Source organism: Nocardiopsis ansamitocini (genome assembly GCF_030268225.1).
Lineage (GTDB): Bacteria > Actinomycetota > Actinomycetes > Streptosporangiales > Streptosporangiaceae > Nocardiopsis_D > Nocardiopsis_D ansamitocini.
The window spans coordinates 112155-133302 of sequence record NZ_BSQG01000012.1 but is presented as its reverse complement, the minus strand read 5'-3'; the positions used below and the strand labels follow the sequence as shown (position 1 = coordinate 133302).

The following is a 21148-nucleotide window of genomic DNA, read 5'->3' as shown; positions in this document are numbered from 1 at the left end:
GCCGAGGGAATGTGGCTACGCACCCCGACAGACACCTGGGTCCAAATCGAACAGGTCAAACAGTGGACTGTTCGTGAGCAGAGGGTCCACAACCTCACCATCCAAGATGTCCACACCTACCATGTACTGGCGGGGCAGAACCCGATCCTCGTACACAACAGCAACTGTCCCAATTGGGCCGCCAATAGCGTGAAGACGTGGGGGCACACATTCAAGACTCATGGTGCCGGAGCGAAGAACACGAAGGCTCTGACCGATCGCGCTCGCAGCACCGGGAATCAGCAGGGTCAATGGCTGGACAATGACGGCGCTGCAGACTTCCTGAAGGGACTCCATGTCGAAGGAGCCGGTCCCAGGTCGGTGCGCATTCCGGATGGGTTGGGGCAGGTAATTATGCCGGATGGGAGTATCCTCCAAGCGCGGGCAGCTACCATCGTTCCAAGTCCAAAAGGGCTGTACAAAACGGGATTCCCGATTATTGGCCCGAACTAGGAGGCTGGAGATATGAACTTCTCTGTGTCATTCAATCCGGCCGTGCAGTCTGGTGCTGCGTCTCCTGATCTAGCGAGTCTGGAGCCGGGTGACGATTACGAAACCCTCGTCATGGAGGCGTGTAGCGCCCTCTCCGATGCTGGAGGCAGCAGATTCCACATTGGCGGTTTCGGGAACGATGAGTGGCCGCTCGATGTCGGGTATGACTTGTCTGTCTTCATGGAGCAGTTCCCGTTGCTGATGGCGAGTGTGCGTGAACGTCGCGAAGTCGAGGTGGATCTTTACTCGCAGGGAATCGAAAGGACTTTGACCTTCCGTCCAAGCGGGGATCTGGTAATGATTCACTGTGAGTCGCGGACCAATTGGGTTCCAAACCCAGAGTGCGAGAGCATTGCGCAAAGTGAGCTAGTCGCGATGCTCTCGAAATTGGCCGAAGACTTCGCGCGGGGGGTGAAGGCGATTAAGTTCGACCTGTCGGAGGCCGCACCATTCGATCGTTGGCTGGAGGGTGAGGTGTAGCCTCACGACCCGATCCTGCAATCCACGTGTTGAATAGCAGTAGCAAAATTGAAGCCCCGCCAGGCGCGTCCTGGCGGGGCTTCTGCGGTGGGTGACGGCAGTAGTTGACGGCAACGTCAGTGGACGGTGGCTCCGCACAGCGGCGGGTCATCGCCGTTGTCGCGGGTCGACTCGTCGTTGCCAGGGACGTCAAGGGCGTTGCCCAGGGCGTCGATGGCTTGGCGTTGGAGGCGGAGTCGGACGTGGGCGTAGACGCCGGCGGTGACGCCGATGCGGGCGTGGCCGAGGAGTTCCTTCAGTGGACTGTTCGTGAGCAGAGGGTCCACAACCTCACCATCCAAGATGTCCACACCTACCATGTACTGGCGGGCGCCACGCCGGTCCTGGTTCACAATTCCGGCCCTTGTGATCCGCCTCTGAAGTCGTTGCACCCTGACAGCTCGCTCGATAAGAGTTCGCTGGACTTCTGGGGAAAGCAAGACACGGAAGATATCCTCTTTTCGTTGAGGCCAGGGGCGAAAGAGGCGCTTAGAGCGAAGCCGGACGGGACGATCGCGAATGGAAACACTCGGATTAAGGTCCTGCGGGATCGCGGGTACGATGTCGACTCCTTGCCTCGCGAGCCCTACGGCAGTAGTCGACCAATGACGGACGAGGATTTCTGGAACATGGATCAATGAATATTCGAGATCGAGTGCTTGCGGTCCTGGAGTCGGAGTCCAAGGAAGTGTTCCTGCTGGCCTTGGGGCACCGGATGGGGATATCGGCGCGCTTCATTTTCTCGGAGGCAAGTTCGGATGCACTGCAACAAGCCCGAGCTTGCAACGAGATGATGATCGCCATCTGGCTGCAAGTGTGGGCTATGAAGGATGCTGAGGGAGATGGATACCCGAATTCAGAATTCCTTCCGATCCTGCTGGGAAAGGCTGACGCAGGAAACGCGCGTCCGTATCTTCGTGATGCGATTGAGAGCGCCCTGTTTTCGGTCCACGGCAATGGGGAATCAGGTCAGGGATCTATGAGCCCGTAAAGTGTCCCGATAAGAGATCTGAGGGAATCGAGGAGCCCCGTCGGAAGGAAATTCCGGTGGGGCTCCTGTGGCGTTTGACGGCAACGCTGACGGCAACCTCAGCGGACGACTGCTGCGGTGGGTGGGTCGTTACGGTCGCCGTCGGTCGGGCTGAGGGCGTTGCCCAGGGCGTCGATGGCTTGGCGTTGGAGGCGGAGTCGGACGTGGGCGTAGACGCCGATGCGGGCGTGGCCGAGGAGTTCCTTGATGACGACGAGATCGACGCCTTGCTCCAGGAGCAGAGTGGCGGTCGAGTGCCGAAGATCGTGGAAGCGAATCGTCCGGAGTCCTGCGCCGTGGAGGAGGCGGCGAAAGCGGCGGGTGAGGTTGGTGGGGTCGAGCGGCCTGTCGTTCGGGGTGGTGAAGACTAGCCCGTTGTCTGTCCAGCCCGTTCCGGTCGCCTGGCGCTCTTCCTCCTGCCGTTCCTGGTGGATCTTGAGAGAGCTGATGCATTCGGTGGGGAGAGCGATGTGCCGCTCGGAGGCCAGGGTCTTCGTGTTCAGGACGACCAGCCCCTGGCTGCGGGTCCGCTGGAGCGAGCGGTGGATGCTGGCGGTGCCGCCGTCGAGGTCGAGGTCTTCCCAGTAGTTCGCCCTTGCGGAGCCCAGTGCGCAGAGCGAGTTCGTACAGCGCGTGCAGACGGTCGCCGTTGGCTGCCTGGAGAAGTTGCCGGGCTTCGGCGGCGGTGAGGGGAGAGCTCCTGGCGGACTGGTGATCTTGGTCGTGAACCCGTCTACCAGGAGCTTTCTTCATGCCCGTCACCAGGGCGTCGGCCCAGCCACGCGCCAGGTTGGAAGAGGCTCACTGGCCGGAAGCAACCCAGTCCTAGTGCACAATTATGGTAGAACAATCGACCCGAAATTGGTGCGATTCCACCAGGATGCTGTCGGTCCTCGTTTCGGCATCGGAGAGACGATTGAGCAAACAGTCGCCGCATGGCGGTCGGGATACCTTAAGGTGAGCGATCTCCCGACGGTGCGCCTGACGGTCAGAGGCGGGAAGATCCACTCGCTCGACAACAGAAGGCTCGTGGCTTTCCAAAAGCCGGGCGTCCCGATGCCGTTTCGCATGGCAACTCCTGAAGAAGCCTCCAACGAAGAAAGAAAGTTCACGGCTCAAAATAAAGGACGCTCAATCTTGGTCAACTACTACGACCCGCTGGAGTGGGCTCCATGAATTGGCCCGATGCAACATTGAATGAGATCGAGAGCAGGGAGGACCTAGCTCATTTCCTGACCGGGTTGGCCGAAAAGGTTCGCGACGGGAGTCTCGTAGTGGAAAATGCCACGACGGATTCTTTTATAGATTCCGCTGGGCGCTGGACGGAGGCGATGGAAGGCTTCTTTGAAAACGTAATCGAGGAACCCGTGCCAGAGACCCCCGATTGGGCGATGATTGCTGCGATTTTTCGAGCAGCACTCGTCTATGAGTAAATCTCTTGGCGAGTTTGCCAATTAGTTAAATGATTGACGTGTTCGTTCACAGGCACCCCGTGGATGAATAATGGAGTTTTACCCGGATGCTCGGTGGTCGTATCGCGGGTGCGGTCGGTTCCCGGGCGATGCCGTGGTCGCGCAACACCGTCAACCGGATTCAGCCGAGGCCGCCTGTGCGTCCGCCCACTCGGCCTTCGGCGCAAACGAGCCCGGTTGCGCGAGTCCCACCAGATTCCGGCAACCCGATTCCCGCCGGTACCGAGATTTTGCTGGGGCCGCCCCGTGCACACGCGGCGGCCCGTGTGGCCGGGCAGTCGTGAGCCGCCGGTCGACACGGGCCGAGAAAGAAGAAGACAGCGTTGGAAAGGACAGGGCCGGGAGTCCCGTCACCCGTCCGAGAGCGCGCCTCCGTTGTTGTCGCCGGCTGGTCCGCCTCCCGGCGGGTTGTCCGCCCCCACCGCATAGGGAGCTGTTCCGGCAGTCGTGGGCATCGGGCAGAGGTCGCCCTCGCAGGCCGCCGCGTCCGGATCGCCCAGGAAGCGCAGCGGTGTCACGGCCGGGGGAGCGCCCGCCCCGTCAGCCATTGGCCGCGGCCTCCCGCTCCGCGCGCGCCGTCTCCAGGGCTTTGACGAACGTCGCGGGCTCCTGGGCGCCCGACACCCCGTACACCCCGTCGATCACGAAGAACGGAACGCCCTGGATGCCGTACTGCTGGGCCTGGGCCACGTCCGCCCGCACAGCGGCCAGGTACTCGCTGCCGCTGAGGGAGCGGACCACGTCCTCGCGGTCCAGGCCGATCTCGGCGGCGAGATCGGCGAGGTCCTCGATCCGCCCCACGTGGCGGCCGTCGACGAAGTACGCCTTGAGCAGCCGCTCCTTCATCTCCAGCTGCCGCCCCCGCGCCTTGGCGTAGTGCAGCAGCTCGTGCGCCTTCACGGTGTTGGTCTGGTGCACGTCCTCGTAGTGGAAGTCCAGGCCCACCCCGGCCGCCACGGTCGTCATCTGCGCCAGCATCTGCTCCGCCTGCTCCCGGGGGATGGACTTGTGCTCGCTGAGGAAGTCCGCGGTGCTGCCCTCGTAGTCGACGGGGGTGTCGGGGGCGAGTTCGAAGCTGTGGTACTCGACCTCGACCGCACCGCCGAACAGAGCCACCCCCTCCTCGAACCGGCGCTTCCCGACGTAGCACCAGGGGCACTGCACGTCCGACCAGATATCGACCTTCATGGTTTCAGGCATGCGTGTTCCAACCGGGGGGCAGGGCGCGGCATTCCCGCCGGGGGAGCACTTTTCGTCACCCTGGAGACCCTTAGGCAGTGGGTGGGCGTGCCCCACGGCGACAGGCGGCCGCGATCAGCAGCATGTCCGGCCGGTCGCGCCCAAGGAGGCCGGACGGCGTATCCGCCCGGCCGTGCGTCTGGGCCCCGGTTGGTCGTGCGCGGACTCGACCGGCGTCCCGCCGCAAGGGGTCGTTCCGACACCGGAACCCCCATCCGGTCGGGCACGCCCCGCCAATCGTGCGTCCGGAGGGAACTCCTGCGCGGCCTACCAGTGTGCCCGCGACTCCTCGTCGACGGGGGCGGTGCGGCGGGCGGTCCTGGGGTCGGGAACGCCGGCGGGCGCCGGGTGTTGAACGGGATTCAGCTGCGGGGTCCTGAGGACGATGTGCAGCGCGTGGCGGATGGAACGCGAGGCGTCCACGGGAACGGGAGCCTTCACGCTCTGGGCCAGGGCCGCGGCGATGTCGTGGACCTTGGTGTTGGTGTGTTGGGACGCGCTCTTGAGGATGTCCAGTGCCTGTTCGGCGTCGCACTGCCGGACCGCCATGGTGATGCCGACCGCCTGGCCGATGTCGCCGCGTGTCCTCAACGCGGCGGTGAGGTTGTCGACCTGGGCCTCCAGCTCGCGGATGCGGTCGTGGTCCCTCGTGGCCCGCTCGTTCTCGGGTACGGCGTCAGCTGTCATGGTTCCTCCCCGGGGGACGGTGCAGCCGGGGCCGGCTTCTCCCGGATCCGTCGGTGCATCGCTGGGCGGTTCGGCGGACGAGTCGTCGTCCCCCTGATTCCCGAGTGAGAGGGTCTTACACATTGCCCGCCGTGACCTGCATCCGGTGCGGGGGAAGGAGTCCGGGCGGTGCCGGGGAGCGGGCTCCCGTGCGAACGGGGGTGAGGAGGGGGCTTCCCGCGAGAGGGCGCGCGGCCCCGGCGTCAACGCTGCTTCCTAACATTGCGCACGGAACGGCAAGCCCCAGCGCGGAGGCTGCTCTCTAACATCCGCACCCGCTGGGCGACAAACAGGGGCGCGTGTACCCAGCGCTCCACGTGGTCAGACTACCCGGGGCGCATGTTTTTACTCCCGGCCGACCAACACGGGACGATCGGCCGGTCCCCGTCGGTACCGGCACATCACGGTCGGGACTTCCGGTGGAAGCGGTGACGGGTCGAGCGTGTGCGGGGCCGGTCCATTCGCCCCGATGCCGGCAATGAGGTGTCAGCCGCCCCCCAGTCAAAGATCTACGATGCAAAGGTGGCGGTTCGGTGGAAGAACTGGGCGGACCGGGGTCGGGAACCGCCTTTCCCGTCGTAACCTCTCCGCCGATGAGTCGGTGGCCTGGGTCGTTCGTTCTCCGGAGACGTACCGCGCGGGGGCGTGGAAGAGGTCCGCGCGACCGGGGACGGCCGCCCGCCCGGGGGCTCGGCTCGTCGGCGGGAGGGGCGGTTCCGCGCATCTGCTCCAGGAGCATGCTGTGGGCCCTCCGTCTCCGCCGCACCGTTGCCCACGAACCGTTGCCGGGAACTGTCGGCGCATGCCCTCCGGGCATGTCGGCAGCAGGTCGCATGGGATGCGTGTCCCCGATTGGCAAGGGGCGCCACCCCTCCCAGGGCCGCGCCTCGCGGCCGGCGGTGAACGGCGCGGTCGTTGTCGGGGGACCGGTCCGGTGGACCGAAGGGCGTTTTTGCGGGGGAGGCGCCGCCATTCGACCCGGTCGCGAATGAAGTCCCCTCGCCCACGTCCTTGCCGATGCATGAATTGGGGAGTCCGAGAAGGTCGGTTTTTCCTTCGGGGGAGCCAATTGTCCCAAGGGGAAGAAGGGGGCGGCATCCCTCTTTCGGTGTGGCCGGGAGTGGCCTCCGCCTCAGGAAGAAAAACCCGTGGACGGTCGGATGCGAGTGACCGGCCTTCGGTATTCGAACAACCGGACCGGACTGCGTCGGGGTTCCCGGTCTTCGGATTGGTTGAGGGCTTCCGGTATTGAACTTTTTCGCAGGTGGGATGGTTTTGGCTGGTAGAAATGCTTGGCGGAGGTAGGAATAATCCCAATGGTCCAAGCGGTCCGAGAAGTCATGTCGTTTTAGTGCCGCGCATTGTTTGCATCGTGCATGGCCTGCGGTTTCCCGTTGATTGGGGTATTCCATTGCCCGGGTTCGGGGTCTTGGGTATGCTCTTTCCGGTGTGGATGGCGTCCCTTTCCGGTATTCGCGGTCTGCTCGAACAAATCGACTGGCCGGAAGTTCCGCCCCGATAGTTGGCAATGGCCGCCGTACGCTGTGGAGTGCTGTAATGCTCGTTCGCTCGCTCGCCGATGTGGCCGGCACGAAATTCGACGTCGACTGGGGCAACGGCACCAGTCTGCGGCTGCTCACCGCCACCGACAACACCGGCTTCTCGGTCTGCTACACGGTGGTGCGCGCGGGTACCACGTCGCACCTGCAGTACCGCTCGCACCTGGAGGCGTGTTTCTGCCTCTCGGGGGCCGGGACCATCGAGGACTCCCACGGCACCGTCCACCGCATCGTCCCGGGCGTGCTGTACGCCCTGGAAGAGAACGACCGCCACCACCTCCGTGCCGACTCCGGCCAGGACCTCGTCCTGTTGAGCGTCTTCGCCCCCGCGTTGGAGGGGACGGAGCGCCATCTCCTCGATTCGCTGGAGGCGTCCTCCTACTGATGCCCGGCAACCGGCCCTCCGACTCAGGCGGTGCACCGTTGAGATTCCACGCCCGCTTCGAGCGCAACGCCGCGACCTTCCCGGGGCGAACGGCGGTCACCCTCGCCGGCCGCGACGTCTCCTACGGCGAGCTCGACGTCCTGGCCGAGCGTCACCGCACGGCCCTGGTCGGGCGCGGGGCCGTGGCCGGCGACCGGGTGGCGCTCTACGCGGAACTGTCGGTGCAGACCATCGCCGCCGTCATCGGCATCCTCAAGGCCGGGTGCGTCCTGGTCACCACCCACCCGTCGTTCAGCAGAAGGAAACTCTGCCATCAGATCAACGAGACCGAGGCCGCGTTCCTGATCACCGGCCGGCCCGACACTTTCAGCGGGGTGTTCGACGAGACCCCGCTCGACGCGGTGCTGCCGGTTGACACCGGCCGGTCCGCACCGCGCACGCTGGTCCGCTCCCGACCACTCGCCTCCCCCCGGAGCGCCGACCCCCAGATCCCGCTGGAGGGCTCGCTGGCCGCACTCTTCTACACGTCGGGTTCCAGCGGGGCGCCCAAGGGGGTGGCGACCAGCCACGAGAACATGGACGCCGCCTTCCGGGCCGTCACGGCCCACCAGAAGAACACCGCCGACGACGCCGTCCTCACCTTCACCCCCATCGGTTCCGACTTCGGCTTCCACAACGTCATGATGCCGCTGAGCTTCGGCGGCCGGGTCGTCGCGTTCCCCGCCATGCCCGTGCGTCCGCACGAGCTGATCGAACTCATCAACCGCGAGCAGGTCACCGCCCTGCACGCCTTCCCTCCCGTGCTGGCGCACCTGTGCCGTGCGGACGACCTGCACCGTTACGCACTCCCCTCGGTCCGCTACATCTCCAGCAGCGGACAACGGCTGCCGCCCGAGCACATCGCGCGGTTGCGCAAGGCGTTCCCCGACGTCCTGATCCACTCCATGTACGGCCTCAGCGAGTGCAAGCGGGTCGCCTACCTTCCTCCCGAGGAGGCCGACAGGCGCCCCACCTCCGTCGGGCTGCCACTGCCGGAGGTCCGCACCTACCTCGTGGACGACGACGGCCGCCTCGTCACCGGGCACGACACCGTGGGGGAGCTCGCGGTCGCCGGCGACCTCGTCACCCAGGGCTACTGGCGCGACCCGGAGCTGACCTCCCGCGTCCTCAAGCGGAATGTCTTCGGAGAGGCGAAGGTCTTCTTCACCGGCGACCTCTTCCGAAAGGACCGGGACGGCTTCCTCTACTGGGTGGCGCGGCGCGACGAGCTCTTCGCACGGGCGATGGTCAAGGTCGACCCCCAGGAGGTCGAGGCACGGGTGCGCGCGTTCCCCGGCGTGGCCGACTGCGCGGTCGTCCCGCTCGCCGACGAGCTCGCCGGCAGCGTCCCTGTGGCCTGCGTCGTCCTGGACGAGGGGGCAGCGGCCGATCCGGAGGCGATCGTCGAGCACTGCGCACGCACGCTCGACTGGCACATGGTGCCCGCCCGGGTCGTCTTCCATGACGTGCTGCCCCTGACCGACTCGGGCAAGACCGACAAGCGTGCCCTGGTCCGCGGCCTGGAAGCGTCCGAATCCGACCGGCGAAACGGTGCACAGGATGACCGCTGAGACGCCGCCCGCACGCGGCCCCCTCCACGACTACGTCGAGACGTCGGCGATGATCGCCCTCACCGCGGAGTTCGACTCCCTGGCCACCGGCCGCAGGCAGATTCCCGCCGGCCCTGTCCGCTCCACCGTCAGGGACCGCACCCACGACCGGTCCGTGCTCGACTACCAGGACCGGATGGTCCGGCGTTCCGGCCCCCTCTTCCAGCACTTCCTCGCCAGCGTCCCGGGAATCCTGGAGGAAATGGCCAGGGTCGGCACCGCACTGTCACGCCTGGCCGAGCGGTGGTCCGAGCAGGAAGGGCGCGGCCTGACCTTCTACGAGGGCGACGCCTTCGACGGCACCAACGGGCGCACGCTCGCGGCGGTGTCCCAAGGGCGGATCGCGACGCTGACCTCCTCGCCCAACCGCGCCAACGAGCCGTGGTTCCATACGTTCGCCGATCCGGCCGCCTCCCGCTACTTCCCCGGCTCCCTCTTCGAACTGGGCACCGCGACGCTCGCCGAGCGCGAGGAGTACCGGCCCTTCCGCGACGGCGTCGACTTCTTCTACGAGACCGCGGCGTTCCAGTTCTACGGAAAGGACCGGGCCAGGCAGGTCGCGCACGTCGCCGACTTCCTCCGGCCCGACGCAATCGCCTTCTTCCTGGAGAAGTTCGACCACCCCGACCCGGCCGAGTACGCACGTCGCGAGGCAGTCAAGGACGAGGTCCACAAGGCCCTCTACTTCTCGCCCGAAGAGATCGAGTGGAAGCGTCGGCAGATGCTGGGGCGGATGAGTAGCGGGCAGGTGACCCTGGAAGCGTTGACCGAGGCGCTTCGCCCGTTCTTCGACTACGTCTTCCTCGTCTGGAACGGCACGAACTTCTCCGAGGTGGCCGCGTCCAACAGTGCCGAGAAGATGCGCGCGTTCATCGAGGTCTCCGGACAACCGATCATCCCCGACCGGTTCTGCTGCGAGGCGCCGGTCGTCCGCCCCCTGGGGGGACGCGAACAGGAGGACGCACTGTGGCAGAGAATCTGCTCCAACGGGACATAGCCGAGCGGGTCGACGCACTGGCCCCTCGCTGGCGGGAACGCGCCGCCAGGACCGCCAGGGACGCCGTCCTGCCCGCGCAGACGCTGGAGGAGCTGTTCGACGCAGAGCTCCTGCAGATCGTCACCGCGGTCCGTTACGGCGGTCTGGGATCGTCCTGGCCGACCCTTGCCGAGGCGGCCCGGCGCGCGGCCCGCGCGTGCCCCTCGACGGGGTGGACGATCGGTGTGGTCGGCTGCCACGCCGGGGTTGCGAGCCGCTTCCCCCCTCCGCTGGCGGAGGTGCTCTTCGCCGCGGGTGCCCGCCAACTGTTCGCCACCGCATCGGTCACCCGTGACGGCACGATCACCCGCGAGGCGGGCGGGGTGCGCATCGACGGCGAATGGCGCTTCTGTTCGGGGATCGACCACGCCAGCTGGCTCATCCTCAGCGGTGTCCGCGACGACTCCCCGGAGACGGGCCGGTACTTCATCCCGGTACGAACCGACCGGGTGCGCGTGTCGGACACCTGGCAGGTGGCCGGGATGGCCGGTACGGGGTCGAAAGGGGCGATCCTGGACGACGTCCTCGTCCCCGAGGAGTCGGCCTACCCGCTTGACGCGTGCTTCGCGCAACGCACCCCCGAACTGCCCGGTGACGAGGGCTACCTCATGGAGGTCGCGTTCATCGAATACGTCAACAGCGCCGTCGTCGGCCCGATCCTCGGCTGCGCGGAAGGCGCCTACGACGAGTACCTCGACTCGGTGCGGGCAGCCGGGAGGATCGGAGTGCCAACCGTCCAGGCGGGGATCGCCGAAAGCGCGGCGGAACTGGCCTGCGCGCGGCACCTGTACGACTCCATCGGGTCCGTCCTGCACACGGCGGGGATGCGCCGACGCACGCTCTCACCCATGGAGACAGGCATACTCAGACGCGACCGTGCCTACCTCGCCCGATTGTGTGTCGCCGCCGTCCAACGCCTGGTGGGACTCGCCGGCACCGCGGCGCACACCGAGGACGCGGTGCTGTCGCGCCACTGGCGCGACCTGCAGATGATGGCAGCACACCGTGACGTGAACTGGGCGACCAACCACGTCGCTTTCGCAGCCGCGGTCGCCGACGCCGGGTGACCTCCCGGGCCCGAACGCCCCTGCCCTTTTCACGGACAGCACACGCAGGACCGCCCCGGTGCCCGCCCCGCTCCCGGAAGCCGTCGTCCCGCTCGCCGTCGGCCGCGCCCTGCGCGCCCTGGCGGGGAGCACGCGCCATGGCGAGCAGCCGACCGAGAAGACCGACTCACGATGCCCACCTACCTCGATTTCGTGCACGCCAACCGAAGGAGGCTCAGTGGCGGATTCCTGCTCTTCTTCCTGTCGTCGTTCGGACAGACGTTCTTCATCTCGTTCTTCGCCGACGACATCCGCGCCGAACACGGCCTCTCCCACGGGGAGTTCGGCGCGCTCTTCATGGTGGCGACCCTCGTCGGGGCACTGTCGCTGACCCGGCTGGGCGCCGTGGTCGACCGCTATCGCGCGTCGACGGTCGTGCTCGTGGCGATCGGGGCACTCGTGCTCGGCGCGGTGACGATGGCACTGGCGACCCACCTCCTGCTCCTGCTCCTCGCCCTCTTCGTTTTGCGCCTTTTCGGGCAGGGGATGCTGGCCCACACGTCCTTCACCCTGATGGGGCGGTGGTTCGACCGGGAACGGGGCCGTGCGACCACGGTGGCGACCCTGGGCCTCAACACGGGAGAGGCGCTGCTGCCCCTGGTGGTCGTGGTGGTGACCGTAACGGAGTGGCGCCAGGCATGGTGGCTGGCCGCCGTCGCGTTGCTGCTCTCGCTGTGGCCGGCGGCGTCCCTGTTGGGCGATCGGCCCGGCCCCGGTGCCCGTGCGGACGGGTCGCCTCCGCGTTCCGTCCGCCACTGGACCCGTGGGGAGGCGCTGCGCGACCCCTATTTTCCGCTGCTCGCAGCTGCGCTGGCCGCCCCGGCACTGATCGGTAACACCGTCTTCTTCCACCAGCTCTACCTGGGAGGACTGCGCGGGTGGGATTCCGCGCTCTTCGCTTCGGCGTTCACTGTCTACGCCGCCGCGACCGTCGGTGCGAACCTGGTGGGCGGGCACCTGGTGGACCGGTTCACCGCGCTGCGGATGGTGCCGGTCTACCTGCTGCCGTTGGGCTGTGGGCTGCTCGTGCTCGCCGCGGTCGGCCAGTCCTGGAGCGTTTTCGTCTTCATGGCGCTGTACGGCGTCACCAATGGGCTTTCGCTCACCGTGTTCGGTGCGGTGTGGCCCGAGGTCTACGGGGTGCGCCACCTCGGCGGAATCCGTTCGGTGGTCACGGTCGTCCTGGTGTTCGTTTCCGCTGCCGGCCCCGGCGCCGCAGGGCTGCTGATCGACGCAGGGGTGAGCTATCCGGGGCAGGTGGCGGTGCTCGGCGGGTACTGCCTGGCAGCCTCGGCGGTGATGGTCGGCGCCACCGGCGCCGTTCGGGCCCGCGCCCGGACATGGAGCGCCCAGTAGGCAGGACCCCGCTGCGGCAAAGACGTGTGCGCCGCAACGGTCGATCAGTGTGCGGGCGGGATGAATTCGGGCTGGTCGAGCAGCCGCAACCAGCTGCCGTCGGGTTGTCGCCGGGCCACCTGCGCACGCGCGCCCGCGCCGTCGCGCGGCGGTGTGGAGGTCAGCGCGATATCGCCGCTGATCAGCGTCGGAAGCGGTGCTTCTGGCTCGAACCTCGGCGCGTCGGCCAGCACCGACGCCCACAGCTCCTCGATGGCCGCGCGCCCTACTGTCCGACCGCCCGGCGGGTAGGCCATGACGGCGTCCTCCTCGTAGAGTTCCGCGACGCCCACGGCGTCCCCGGCGTTGGAGCGCTCCACGAACAGCCGGGTCAGGTCCTCCGGCCGCAGTGCCTTCTCCCGTAGTGCCTTCTTCAGGTCCGACACGTGACTTCCTTTCAGTGAAACACCACGTCAACGCTGTCCAGCATGAATCGAACGGCAAAAGAAGTCCAACAGATAACTCTGCTGGGAACTAGAATTTCTGGTTATGGAACTGAGGCAGCTGGAGTACTTCGTCGCGGTCGCCGAGGAAGCCGGCTTCACCCGGGCTGCCGAACGCGTGCACATCAGTCAGTCAGGGGTCAGCGCCCAGATCCGCCAACTCGAACGAGAGCTCGGTGCCCCGCTCATCGACCGCTCCGGTCGCACGGCCACGTTGACGGTGGCGGGACGGGCCGCGCTCGAACACGCCCGCGCCGCGCTTGCCGCGGCGGATGCGGTACGGCAGGCCGTCGAGGAGGTCTCCGCGCTGATCCGGGGACGTCTCGTCGTCGGAATGGTCATCGGATGCACGGTCACTCCGCTGTTCGATGCCCTCGCGGCGTTCCACCTCGCCTATCCCGGGGTGGAGATCGTCCTGGTCGAGGACGACTCCGATCGCCTCGTCGAAAGCGTGCGCTCCGGTGCCGTGGACCTGGCGCTCATCGGCACGGCCGCCGAGCCGCCCCCGGGGCTGGACGCGCTGGCGATCATCAGTGAACCGCTCGTCGCGGTGGTCCCCCCGGGGCACCCCTTGGCGCGTCGGCCGAGTGTCGGTCTCGCCGACATCTGCGCCTATCCGATCATGTGTCTGCCCACCGGCACGGGTATTCGGACCGTGTTCGACCTGACCTGCGCGGCCCAGGGGCTGAAGCCCGCCGTTGCGCTCCAGGCCGGTTCCCCCGACGCCGTGGCCGCCCTCGCCGTCCGCGGACTCGGTGTCGCGGTCCTGTGCGCATCGATGATCACCGGCCACAAGGGGCGGCTGAGGGCCCTTGCCATCGACGACGCCACCACCCCCGCGGTACTCGCGCTGGTCTGGAAGGCATCGCCCGGCCCGGCGCTTCGGGAGCTGATCCGGCACAGCACCAGGGCCTTCTCCCCACCGGCTCCGCGGTAAGGGCGTTCGGCGCTGTCGGGCTCCGCGTCCCAAAACCGCCCGGGCCCGGTCCCCGGCCGACGCCTGTGCGGTCCGGGTCAGCCGGGTTTCTCCCCGCTGCGGGTGATGCGGCGGGCGATCTCACGGAGCTTGGTATTGGTGTTCATGGAGGCTTTTTTGAGCAGTTCGAACGCTGCGGCGCTCGTGAGGCGGTGGCGCTCCATCAGGATGCCCACGGCCTCCCCGATCTCCTGGCGGGTGGCGTATCCCTCCTGCAGGGTGGCCTCGCGCTGGGAGGCGGCCACGGCAACCGCCGCGTGCGAGGCGAAGACCCAGCCGATCTCCCGCGAATGCTCGTCGAAAGCCCGAGGACGGGACGAGTAGAGGTCCAGTGCGCCGAGCGCGCCCTTGTACGTGAACAGCTCGAAGCCCATCATCGAACCCACGCCCAACTCGATGGCGCGGGGCCGGTAGAGGGGCCAACGGGTCTCGTTGGCCATGTCCTCGACGTAGAAGCTCTGCTGGTGGCGGGCGGCGTCCAGGCATGGCCCCTCGTCGCATTCGAACTGCGCGCGGTCGGATTCACGGACCAGGTCGCTGGTGGCGGCCGGGGTCGAGAAGGTGTGGTCGTTGCGGTTCACCAGAAGGACCCCTGCTTCCTCGCATCCTTCCACGGTGGTCACCGCCAGCGCCGTGATCGATTCCAGGATGTCCTCGACCGACTCCTGGGAGAGCAGGTCCCTCGCCATTTGGGCGAAAAGCCGGGGATAGGCGTCTATCCCGGTGGTTCTCGAACGATCCCCCATCGCCGCCCCTTTTCCCTCTGCTCGGACACCGTGACCGGGTGCTGCAGAGAGCACGCTACCCACACTGCTCCGTCTTCCTCCTCCTCTACCTCCACGGCGCGCCGTAAACGGGAACGAGTCGATCAGAAGCGCAGAAGTACAGGTCGGATGCCAAAGAACCCGTCTTTATTCAGGGGAAGGTTCCGTTGATTGACGTGCAAGTAAATGCTTGCGTATGGTGTGCGCGTGGGAGACGTCTTCAAGGCCATCGCCGATGAGACCAGGCGCGCGATCCTCGACGAGCTCGCCGAGCGGGACGAGCAGACGCTGTTCGAGATCTGCGGCCGCCTCGCGGTCGGGCACGGGCTGGCGTCGTCGCGGCAGGCGATCTCCCAGCATCTGGAGATCCTCGAGGATGCCGGACTCGTGCGCACCGAGCGCCGTGGCCGCTACAAGTACCACTTCCTGGACACCGCACCTTTGCAGCTGATCATCAGCAGATGGCCCCGACCCGAGGAGAACAATCATGCGGATTAACCTCGCCAGTGTGTTCGTCGACGACCAGGACCGGGCGCTCGCGTTCTACACCGACGTCCTCGGATTCGTGAAGCAGCAGGACGTTCCGATGGGGGAGGCACGGTGGCTGACGGTTGCCTCCCCGGAGCAGCCGGACGGTCCCCAACTCGTCCTCGAACCGGACGGCCACCCCGCCGTCGGTCCCTTCAAGGAGGCGCTTGCGGCCGACGGCATCCCCTTCACTTCTTTCGCGGTGACCGACGTCCGGGCCGAGTACCGGCGACTCGTCGAACTCGGCGTGCAGTTCACGCAACCCCCCACGGAGATGGGGCCCGTGACGACCGCGGTGTTGGACGACACGTGCGGCAACCTTCTGCAGATCGCCAGCACGGGCAGGTGAGGCGAAGCAGGGCGGCCTGTCCGCCCCTTGCCCGATGCCCGGGCGTGCGGAGTGAGCAGTCGGCCCGCATCCGGGTTGCGGGCGGCCCCGGGCCCCGGTGCCGGCCGCGCTGTCCTTCCTGGGGGTGAGCAGAGGGGGTGGCTGAGCCGGGCCGAGAGGCGCGGTGGTCCGGCTTCAACTGACGGGTGCACCGCTGTCCCGCAGGATCTGCAACGCCGGTGCGTACATTCGGGCCTTCACGGTGGCAAGGGTCGGACCTGCCTTCGCGGTCTGGGGTCGGGCGAGTTCCAGCGCTGTGTCGCGCACAGAGTCCTCGGCCACCGCGTGGTCGACGATGGCCGCGTCGAGTGCTTCGTGCCCGCCGTAGCGATGGGCCGTGATCATGGCGGTGTGCGCTGTTCGCGAGGAGAGTTTCGCCTGGATCAGTGCGGATATGCCCGGGGTGAACGCGATGTCGATGTCGATCTCGGGCAGGCACCAGTAGCCGCGGTCGGCGCGCATCACGCGGAAGTCGTGGGCCAGGGAGAACATGGCGCCCCCGCCGAACGCATGGCCTTGTAGGGCGGCCACGGTGATGACCGGGAGGGACAGCATTCTGGCGAGGAGGCGGTGGACGCTGAGGACGTAGGCCGGATGCTGTTCGGGGTGGGCCAGCAGCCAGTCGAGGTCCAGGCCCGTGGAATAGAACTTGCCCCTTGCCGTGGTCACCAACGCGCGTGGTCCTTCGGCCCTCTCCACCTCGTCCAGCATGGTGTCGACCGAGACGACCCAGTCGGGGTGCAGGCGGTTCTCGGTGTCCCCGAGGTCCAGGACGAAGACGTCATCGTGGCGTTCGAGAGCGGGCACGTGAACTCCTTGAGAGGTCGTCGGTGTGTCCGGAAAGGTTCACGCCGGCCCCGTGTCGCCCCGGGGCAAAGTGAAACCGGGTGTTCGTCCTCGTGGATGCCACGCGGGGAAGTCGAGGGGAAGAAAGGGGAAGCCGAGGGGAAGAAACCGGTGTGTCCGCTGCCTCCGGCGGCAGTGGATGCGGGTGCTCCCGACGACGGGCCGGAGGTGCTCGCTCCGGCCGCGACGGTCGGGAAACTGAGACGCATGCGGTTCTGTCGGGGTTGATGGTATTCGCGCGGGAGGCTCCCACCTGTGATTATCACTTTGAGTTTGCATAGTAAAACAAAAAGTGACTTCCGGGGGTGGGTTCGCGGTTCGGGGCGGGTACTGCCTGCGGCCTCTGCCCTCAGGGGCTTCCCGCACTGCGGGGGGCCGGTGCCCCTCCCGTCACGGCCGGCTCTTCGCCCGTGCTCGTGGCGGCCTGCGGCGGAGACGCGTACACCCCCCGGGAGCGGACACGCGACGGGCGGGTGGGTCGCGACCCACCCGCCTGAGGGGCGCCGCCTCGGCGGTCCGGAGGTCAGCCGATCAGCGCGAGGACCTGCGGGACGGTGAGGACCGCGACGTAGAAGCCCATGAACTGGACACCGGTATGCACGTTGAACACCTTGTTGAGCAGCCCCCCGACCAGGCCGACCGTGAGAGCGACACCCACGGCGAGCAGTCCGCCCTCGTACAGGCAGATCACCATGATGAGGCCGGCGAAGGCGCCGATGATGGCCTCGTGCGAGACCTTGCGCATCACGAAGGAGGCCGCGCGGTGGGCGTAGGTCATCGCGAACGGGTAGGCGATGATCGCGGCCAGGGCCACGCCCAACAGGCCGTAGACCAGGAACTCCCCGCCCGAGAGCAGGTTGTGCAGGTTGTTGGTCTGCCCGGTCTCGGCGTCGACCGTATACACCGGGGGAGCGTTGAACAGCGGTGCCGCCGGCCCCGCGGCCATCGGCGACAGGGGCAGCCCCAACGCGATCAACGGGATCAGCGTTTCGGCGATGTAGGTGGACTCGGTGGTGCCGTTGCGCACCGACATGACCGAGGTGAGGCGGTGGTAGCCGTTCTTGATGCGCGCCCCGGCGACCTCACCCATGAGCACGGTCATCGCCACGGGGGAGAACACGAACGTCGCGCTGGAGACCCCGGCCGCGGCGCTGGTGTAGGCGATCTGCTTGCGGTCCAGCACCTTGAGCGGGTTGGGGACGCGCCCCGTCCAGGTACGGGTGTCCGGCGCCAGGTCGAAGCTGCGCCGGGAGTCGCGGCGCAGTGTCGTGCGCCCGGCCGGGGACAGCGCGGTGAACAGGTCCGCGATCAGCGGGCCGGTGGCGATGCCCAGGAAGAAGCTGATCGACAACGATCCCCCCGTCGTCTGGGAGACGAACGTCTGGAGGCCCACGATCAGCAGGACGAAGGGCACCAGGGCCAGCACTGCTGCCAGCCGGCCCTTGGAGGTGTAGGCGATCAGTACCGCGGCGGCCACGAAGATCCAGGGGGCGGCCTTGCCGATCTGGTCGGCGAAGGGACTGAGCAGCCACGCGAAGAGCACGGCCAGCGGCACCGAGATGAACGCGGCGATGACGCCGCCGGAGATGGCCTTGCGCAGTGCGATGTGCGGCACGCCCAGGTCGCGCAGCATCTGCGCGTCGCGCAGCATCGGCACCGCCATGGTGTCGCCGGGGATGCCGAGCAGCGCGGTGGGAATGGCGTGCGTGATGTGCTTGGCGACGATCCCCGCCATGAAGAAGGTGAACACCCCGGCGGCCGGGACGCCCAACAGCACCACGAGCAGGGTCAACGGCGCGACCGTGGCGGTTTCGTCGGTCCCCGAGACCAGACCGATGAGGGCGAAGACGACGGCGCCGAGCAGGCCCATGCCCAGGGCCCACGAGGCGTCGGTGAGCAGGTCCGGACTCATGGGGTGGCCTCCTTGAGGTGGCGTTCGTGCTGCGCGCGCAGGTCGTCGTAGAGTCCGAGCGCGCGGATCTCTTCCCGGACGGGCTCGGGCAGTTCGGCGGGGTCGCCCAGGGGGCCGTACTCGGCCTCGATGGCGTCCATGGCCGCGGCGCGGCCCTCGTTGCCCGAGTCCTGCTCGGTCACCACCCGCTTGGGCTCGAACAGCCGGGCCCCGATGAATCCGGCGATCAGGCAGCCCGCCAGTCCGGTCAACAGGGCGTAGGAGCCCGCCAGGGACGGATCGGCGATTCGGGAGAAGAAGTAGTCGGCACCCAGATAGAGGGGGGTGGCGGTACCGATTCCCAGGGCGATCGCGCCGACGGTGTGTCTGGAGTCGACGGTGTCGCCCCAGATCTCCAACAGGTTGGACATGGTCAGTTCCGTTCGCTGAGGGCGGCGACCACCCGGGAGGGGCTGGGCCGTCCCAGGTGCGTGGCCAGCCAGGTGCTGGTGTGGACGAGGGAGTCGAGGTCGACCCCGGTCGCGATGCCGAGCCCGTGCAGCATCCACACGAGGTCCTCGGTGGCCAGGTTGCCGGTCGCGGTGCGGGCGAAGGGGCAGCCGCCGAGCCCGCCGACGGAGGAGTCGAACTCGCTGACCCCGGATTCGATTGCGGCGTAGACGTTGGCGAGCGCCTGCCCGTAAGTGTCGTGGGCGTGCAGGGCCAGGTCGTCCGCCGGGACCCCTGCGCGCTCCAGCGCGGTGACGAGTGCCTTGACGTGTCCGGGTGTGGCGACACCGATCGTGTCGCCCAGGGAGATCGACGTCACCCCCATGTCCCGCAGTCCGCGTGCGGCCGCCACCGCATCGGCGACCGGGACCGGCCCCTCCCAGGGGTCGCCGAAGACCATCGAGAGATAGCCCCGGACAGGGATGCCCTCCTTGCCCGCCCGCTCCACCACCCGTGCGGCCGCGGCCGTTGCCTCGGTGCGGGAACGGCCCAGGTTCGCCCGGGAGAACGATTCGGTGACGCTGAGGAAGACGGCGACCTCGTCGGCGCCCGCGGCCAGTGCGTCGTCCAGCCCCCGCAGGTTGGGGACGAGCACCGGGTGCCGCACGCCGTCGGTGCGCTCCAGCGCGCCGAGCACGGTTGCGGCGTCGGCCATCTGCGGGACCCGGGCGGGGTCGACGAAACTCGTCACCTCCACGGCCCGCAGCCCGGCGGCCACCAGGCGCCGGACCAGTTCCACCTTGACGTCCGCGCCCAGGACGGCCGCCTCCGCCTGGAGCCCGTCGCGCGGCCCCACCTCGTAGACGCGTACGCGGTCGGGAAGTCCGGCCTGGGGTACGGGCATCGGCAGTCCCGGGGCCATCAGTGCTCCCGCAGTTCGGCCAGGACGGCCTCGGCGCGGTCGTGCCGGAACGCCTTCTCCGTGATGAGGACCGCGACGACCCGGTCGATCTCGTCGCCCTGGGCGCCCACGGCGAGGGCGAGGTTCTTGGCGTGCAGCGACATGTGCCCGCGCTGGATGCCTTCTCCTGCCAGGGCCCGCACCGCGGCGATGTTCTGCGCCAGGCCGACCGCGGTGATCAGTTCGCCGAGTTCGCGTGCGGAGGTGACCTCGGTGACGGCGATGGCGGCACGCGCCGCGGGATGGGTCTTGGTGGCTCCGCCGACCAGGCCCACCGGCATCGGCAGTTCCAGGGTCGCCACGATGTTGCCGTCCGCGTCCTCCTCGAAGGCGGACAGTGATGCGTAGTGGCCGGCTGCGCCCACCGCGTGGGAGTGGGCGCCCGCCTCCACGGCGCGGGTGTCGTTGCCCGTTGCCAGCACCACGGCGGACACGCCGTTCATGATGCCCTTGTTGTGGGTGGCCGCGCGGTAGGGGTCGGCTGCGGCCAACTGGTAGGCGTGGACGATGTCGGCCACGATCGCCGGTCCGCCCAGGGCTTCGGAGTCCAGGACCGCGCGTGCCCTGCTCAACCGCAGGTCGGCCTTGTTGGTCAGGATGCGAAGGACCGCTCGGCCGCCGGCGATCTGGGCGAGCCGCCCCGACACCGCCTCGGCCATGGTGTTGACCGCGTTGGCGCCCATCGCGTCACGTACGTCCACGACGAGGTGCGCCACCACGTAGGTGTGGGCCGGGGCCTCGACGATGCGCACGGTCAGGTCCAGTACCCCGCCGCCCACCTCGGCGAGCTTGGGGTCCTGTGCTGCGGCCAGGGCGATCAGCTCGTCGCGGGCCTCCAGCACGCGCAGACGGGCGGCACGCGGGTCGACCACGTCCACCACCTGGATCTGTGCCTGCATCACCGGCCCGGTGCTGCTGGTGGTGAAACCGCCCAGGACGCGCGCGATGCGCGCGGCGTTGCTGGCGGCGGCCACCACGGAGGGCTCCTCGGTGGCCATCGGCACCAGGACGTCGCGCCCGTTGACGGTGAAGTTGGTGGCGATCCCCACGGGGACGCCCATGACCCCGACGACGTTCTCGATCATGTGGCCGGCGGCGTCCACGCTCAGCCCGTCCGGGTCCAGGGCCGCGAACACGTCGGGGTCCAGGCCGCTCTCCCGCACGACGGCCGCGCGTCGTTCGTGAACGCCGAGCTTGCGAAAACCGGTCAACCTGCTGCTGGTGGCCACGGTGGCTGTCTCCCATGAAACGGAC

General features: G+C 67.8%; 24 protein-coding genes and 1 pseudogene. 13 read left to right on the top strand and 12 right to left on the bottom strand.

Going from position 1 to position 21148, the window contains the following annotated elements:
* Both QSJ59_RS22765 and QSJ59_RS22760 read left to right on the top strand, forming a co-directional pair.
* Positions 1-492: pseudogene (locus tag QSJ59_RS22765) on the top strand (hypothetical protein); the annotation flags it as partial.
* A gap of 12 nt (positions 493-504) precedes the next feature.
* The gene (locus QSJ59_RS22760; RefSeq protein WP_285761794.1) at positions 505-1011 is read left to right on the top strand and encodes a hypothetical protein; all 507 of its coding nucleotides are present in this window, start codon (positions 505-507) and stop codon (positions 1009-1011) included.
* Between the two features lie 116 nt (positions 1012-1127).
* On the opposite strand, the gene QSJ59_RS22755 is transcribed toward QSJ59_RS22760, so the two are convergent.
* Positions 1128-1352 (bottom strand): hypothetical protein, encoded by a 225-nt coding sequence (locus QSJ59_RS22755; RefSeq protein ID WP_285761793.1) that lies wholly within the window; start codon positions 1350-1352, stop codon positions 1128-1130.
* Positions 1353-1687: 335 nt separating this feature from the next.
* On the opposite strand from QSJ59_RS22755, the gene QSJ59_RS22750 reads away from it, so the two are divergent.
* Positions 1688-2041, top strand: a complete 354-nt coding sequence (locus QSJ59_RS22750) for a hypothetical protein (protein ID WP_285761792.1) — start codon at positions 1688-1690, stop codon at positions 2039-2041.
* Between the two features lie 98 nt (positions 2042-2139).
* Here the strand turns inward: QSJ59_RS22750 and QSJ59_RS24405 are convergent, their stop codons facing one another.
* Positions 2140-2628, bottom strand: a complete 489-nt coding sequence (locus QSJ59_RS24405; protein ID WP_432707524.1) for a tyrosine-type recombinase/integrase — start codon at positions 2626-2628, stop codon at positions 2140-2142.
* A gap of 409 nt (positions 2629-3037) precedes the next feature.
* On the opposite strand from QSJ59_RS24405, the gene QSJ59_RS22740 reads away from it, so the two are divergent.
* Both QSJ59_RS22740 and QSJ59_RS22735 read left to right on the top strand, forming a co-directional pair.
* A complete protein-coding gene (locus tag QSJ59_RS22740) occupies positions 3038-3256 on the top strand; it encodes a hypothetical protein (protein WP_285761790.1) in 219 nt (72 codons plus the stop codon).
* Entirely contained in the window at positions 3253-3513 is a 261-nt protein-coding gene (locus QSJ59_RS22735) for a DUF7660 family protein (RefSeq protein ID WP_285761789.1), read from the top strand. The genes QSJ59_RS22740 and QSJ59_RS22735 overlap by 4 nt, the downstream gene beginning before the upstream one ends.
* A 389-nt stretch (positions 3514-3902) precedes the next feature.
* Here the strand turns inward: QSJ59_RS22735 and QSJ59_RS22730 are convergent, their stop codons facing one another.
* From QSJ59_RS22730 to QSJ59_RS22720, 3 genes are all read right to left on the bottom strand, one after another.
* Complete coding sequence (locus QSJ59_RS22730; protein WP_285761788.1) at positions 3903-4100, bottom strand: hypothetical protein; 198 nt, start codon at positions 4098-4100, stop codon at positions 3903-3905.
* Complete coding sequence (locus QSJ59_RS22725; RefSeq protein ID WP_285761787.1) at positions 4093-4752, bottom strand: DsbA family oxidoreductase; 660 nt, start codon at positions 4750-4752, stop codon at positions 4093-4095. The genes QSJ59_RS22730 and QSJ59_RS22725 overlap by 8 nt, the downstream gene beginning before the upstream one ends.
* A gap of 306 nt (positions 4753-5058) precedes the next feature.
* Positions 5059-5478: an ANTAR domain-containing protein gene (locus tag QSJ59_RS22720; protein ID WP_285761786.1), complete on the bottom strand. Its 420-nt coding sequence runs from the start codon at positions 5476-5478 to the stop codon at positions 5059-5061.
* A gap of 1596 nt (positions 5479-7074) precedes the next feature.
* Between QSJ59_RS22720 and QSJ59_RS22715 the strand changes: the two genes are divergently transcribed.
* From QSJ59_RS22715 to QSJ59_RS22695, 5 genes are all read left to right on the top strand, one after another.
* Positions 7075-7461 carry an ectoine synthase gene (locus QSJ59_RS22715; RefSeq protein WP_285761785.1) on the top strand — a complete coding sequence of 129 codons (387 nt, stop codon included), beginning with the start codon at positions 7075-7077 and terminating at the stop codon, positions 7459-7461.
* Positions 7462-7499: 38 nt separating this feature from the next.
* Positions 7500-9071 (top strand): class I adenylate-forming enzyme family protein, encoded by a 1572-nt coding sequence (locus QSJ59_RS22710; protein WP_285761784.1) that lies wholly within the window; start codon positions 7500-7502, stop codon positions 9069-9071.
* Complete coding sequence (locus QSJ59_RS22705) at positions 9061-10107, top strand: hypothetical protein (RefSeq protein WP_285761783.1); 1047 nt, start codon at positions 9061-9063, stop codon at positions 10105-10107. The genes QSJ59_RS22710 and QSJ59_RS22705 overlap by 11 nt, the downstream gene beginning before the upstream one ends.
* Positions 10077-11213, top strand: coding sequence for an acyl-CoA dehydrogenase family protein (locus tag QSJ59_RS22700; RefSeq protein ID WP_285761782.1), 1137 nt, complete (start codon positions 10077-10079; stop codon positions 11211-11213). Before QSJ59_RS22705 ends, QSJ59_RS22700 begins: the two co-directional genes overlap by 31 nt.
* Positions 11214-11384: 171 nt before the next feature.
* Positions 11385-12608: an MFS transporter gene (locus tag QSJ59_RS22695; RefSeq protein ID WP_285761781.1), complete on the top strand. Its 1224-nt coding sequence runs from the start codon at positions 11385-11387 to the stop codon at positions 12606-12608.
* A 44-nt stretch (positions 12609-12652) separates the two neighbouring features.
* Here QSJ59_RS22695 and QSJ59_RS22690 read toward each other — a convergent pair whose 3' ends face one another.
* The gene (locus tag QSJ59_RS22690; RefSeq protein WP_285761780.1) at positions 12653-13033 is read right to left on the bottom strand and encodes a YybH family protein; all 381 of its coding nucleotides are present in this window, start codon (positions 13031-13033) and stop codon (positions 12653-12655) included.
* A gap of 103 nt (positions 13034-13136) precedes the next feature.
* On the opposite strand from QSJ59_RS22690, the gene QSJ59_RS22685 reads away from it, so the two are divergent.
* Positions 13137-14027, top strand: a complete 891-nt coding sequence (locus tag QSJ59_RS22685; RefSeq protein ID WP_285761779.1) for a LysR family transcriptional regulator — start codon at positions 13137-13139, stop codon at positions 14025-14027.
* A gap of 77 nt (positions 14028-14104) precedes the next feature.
* Here the strand turns inward: QSJ59_RS22685 and QSJ59_RS22680 are convergent, their stop codons facing one another.
* Positions 14105-14755, bottom strand: a complete 651-nt coding sequence (locus tag QSJ59_RS22680) for a GAF and ANTAR domain-containing protein (protein ID WP_285761778.1) — start codon at positions 14753-14755, stop codon at positions 14105-14107.
* 282 nt (positions 14756-15037) lie between these two features.
* Here QSJ59_RS22680 and QSJ59_RS22675 point away from each other — a divergent pair, with 282 nt between their 5' ends.
* Both QSJ59_RS22675 and QSJ59_RS22670 read left to right on the top strand, forming a co-directional pair.
* Entirely contained in the window at positions 15038-15328 is a 291-nt protein-coding gene (locus tag QSJ59_RS22675; protein ID WP_285761777.1) for an ArsR/SmtB family transcription factor, read from the top strand.
* Positions 15318-15707: a VOC family protein gene (locus QSJ59_RS22670; protein WP_285761776.1), complete on the top strand. Its 390-nt coding sequence runs from the start codon at positions 15318-15320 to the stop codon at positions 15705-15707. Before QSJ59_RS22675 ends, QSJ59_RS22670 begins: the two co-directional genes overlap by 11 nt.
* 174 nt (positions 15708-15881) lie before the next feature.
* On the opposite strand, the gene QSJ59_RS22665 is transcribed toward QSJ59_RS22670, so the two are convergent.
* From QSJ59_RS22665 to QSJ59_RS22645, 5 genes are all read right to left on the bottom strand, one after another.
* Positions 15882-16553, bottom strand: a complete 672-nt coding sequence (locus tag QSJ59_RS22665) for an enoyl-CoA hydratase/isomerase family protein (RefSeq protein WP_285761775.1) — start codon at positions 16551-16553, stop codon at positions 15882-15884.
* Positions 16554-17115: 562 nt separating this feature from the next.
* A complete protein-coding gene (locus QSJ59_RS22660; RefSeq protein ID WP_285761774.1) occupies positions 17116-18504 on the bottom strand; it encodes a tripartite tricarboxylate transporter permease in 1389 nt (462 codons plus the stop codon).
* Positions 18501-18914 carry a hypothetical protein gene (locus QSJ59_RS22655; RefSeq protein WP_285761773.1) on the bottom strand — a complete coding sequence of 138 codons (414 nt, stop codon included), beginning with the start codon at positions 18912-18914 and terminating at the stop codon, positions 18501-18503. The genes QSJ59_RS22660 and QSJ59_RS22655 overlap by 4 nt, the downstream gene beginning before the upstream one ends.
* A 2-nt stretch (positions 18915-18916) precedes the next feature.
* Positions 18917-19855 carry a hydroxymethylglutaryl-CoA lyase gene (locus QSJ59_RS22650; RefSeq protein WP_285761772.1) on the bottom strand — a complete coding sequence of 313 codons (939 nt, stop codon included), beginning with the start codon at positions 19853-19855 and terminating at the stop codon, positions 18917-18919.
* Positions 19855-21123 carry a hydroxymethylglutaryl-CoA reductase, degradative gene (locus QSJ59_RS22645; RefSeq protein WP_285761771.1) on the bottom strand — a complete coding sequence of 423 codons (1269 nt, stop codon included), beginning with the start codon at positions 21121-21123 and terminating at the stop codon, positions 19855-19857. The genes QSJ59_RS22650 and QSJ59_RS22645 overlap by 1 nt, the downstream gene beginning before the upstream one ends.
* Positions 21124-21148 lie beyond the last annotated feature (25 nt).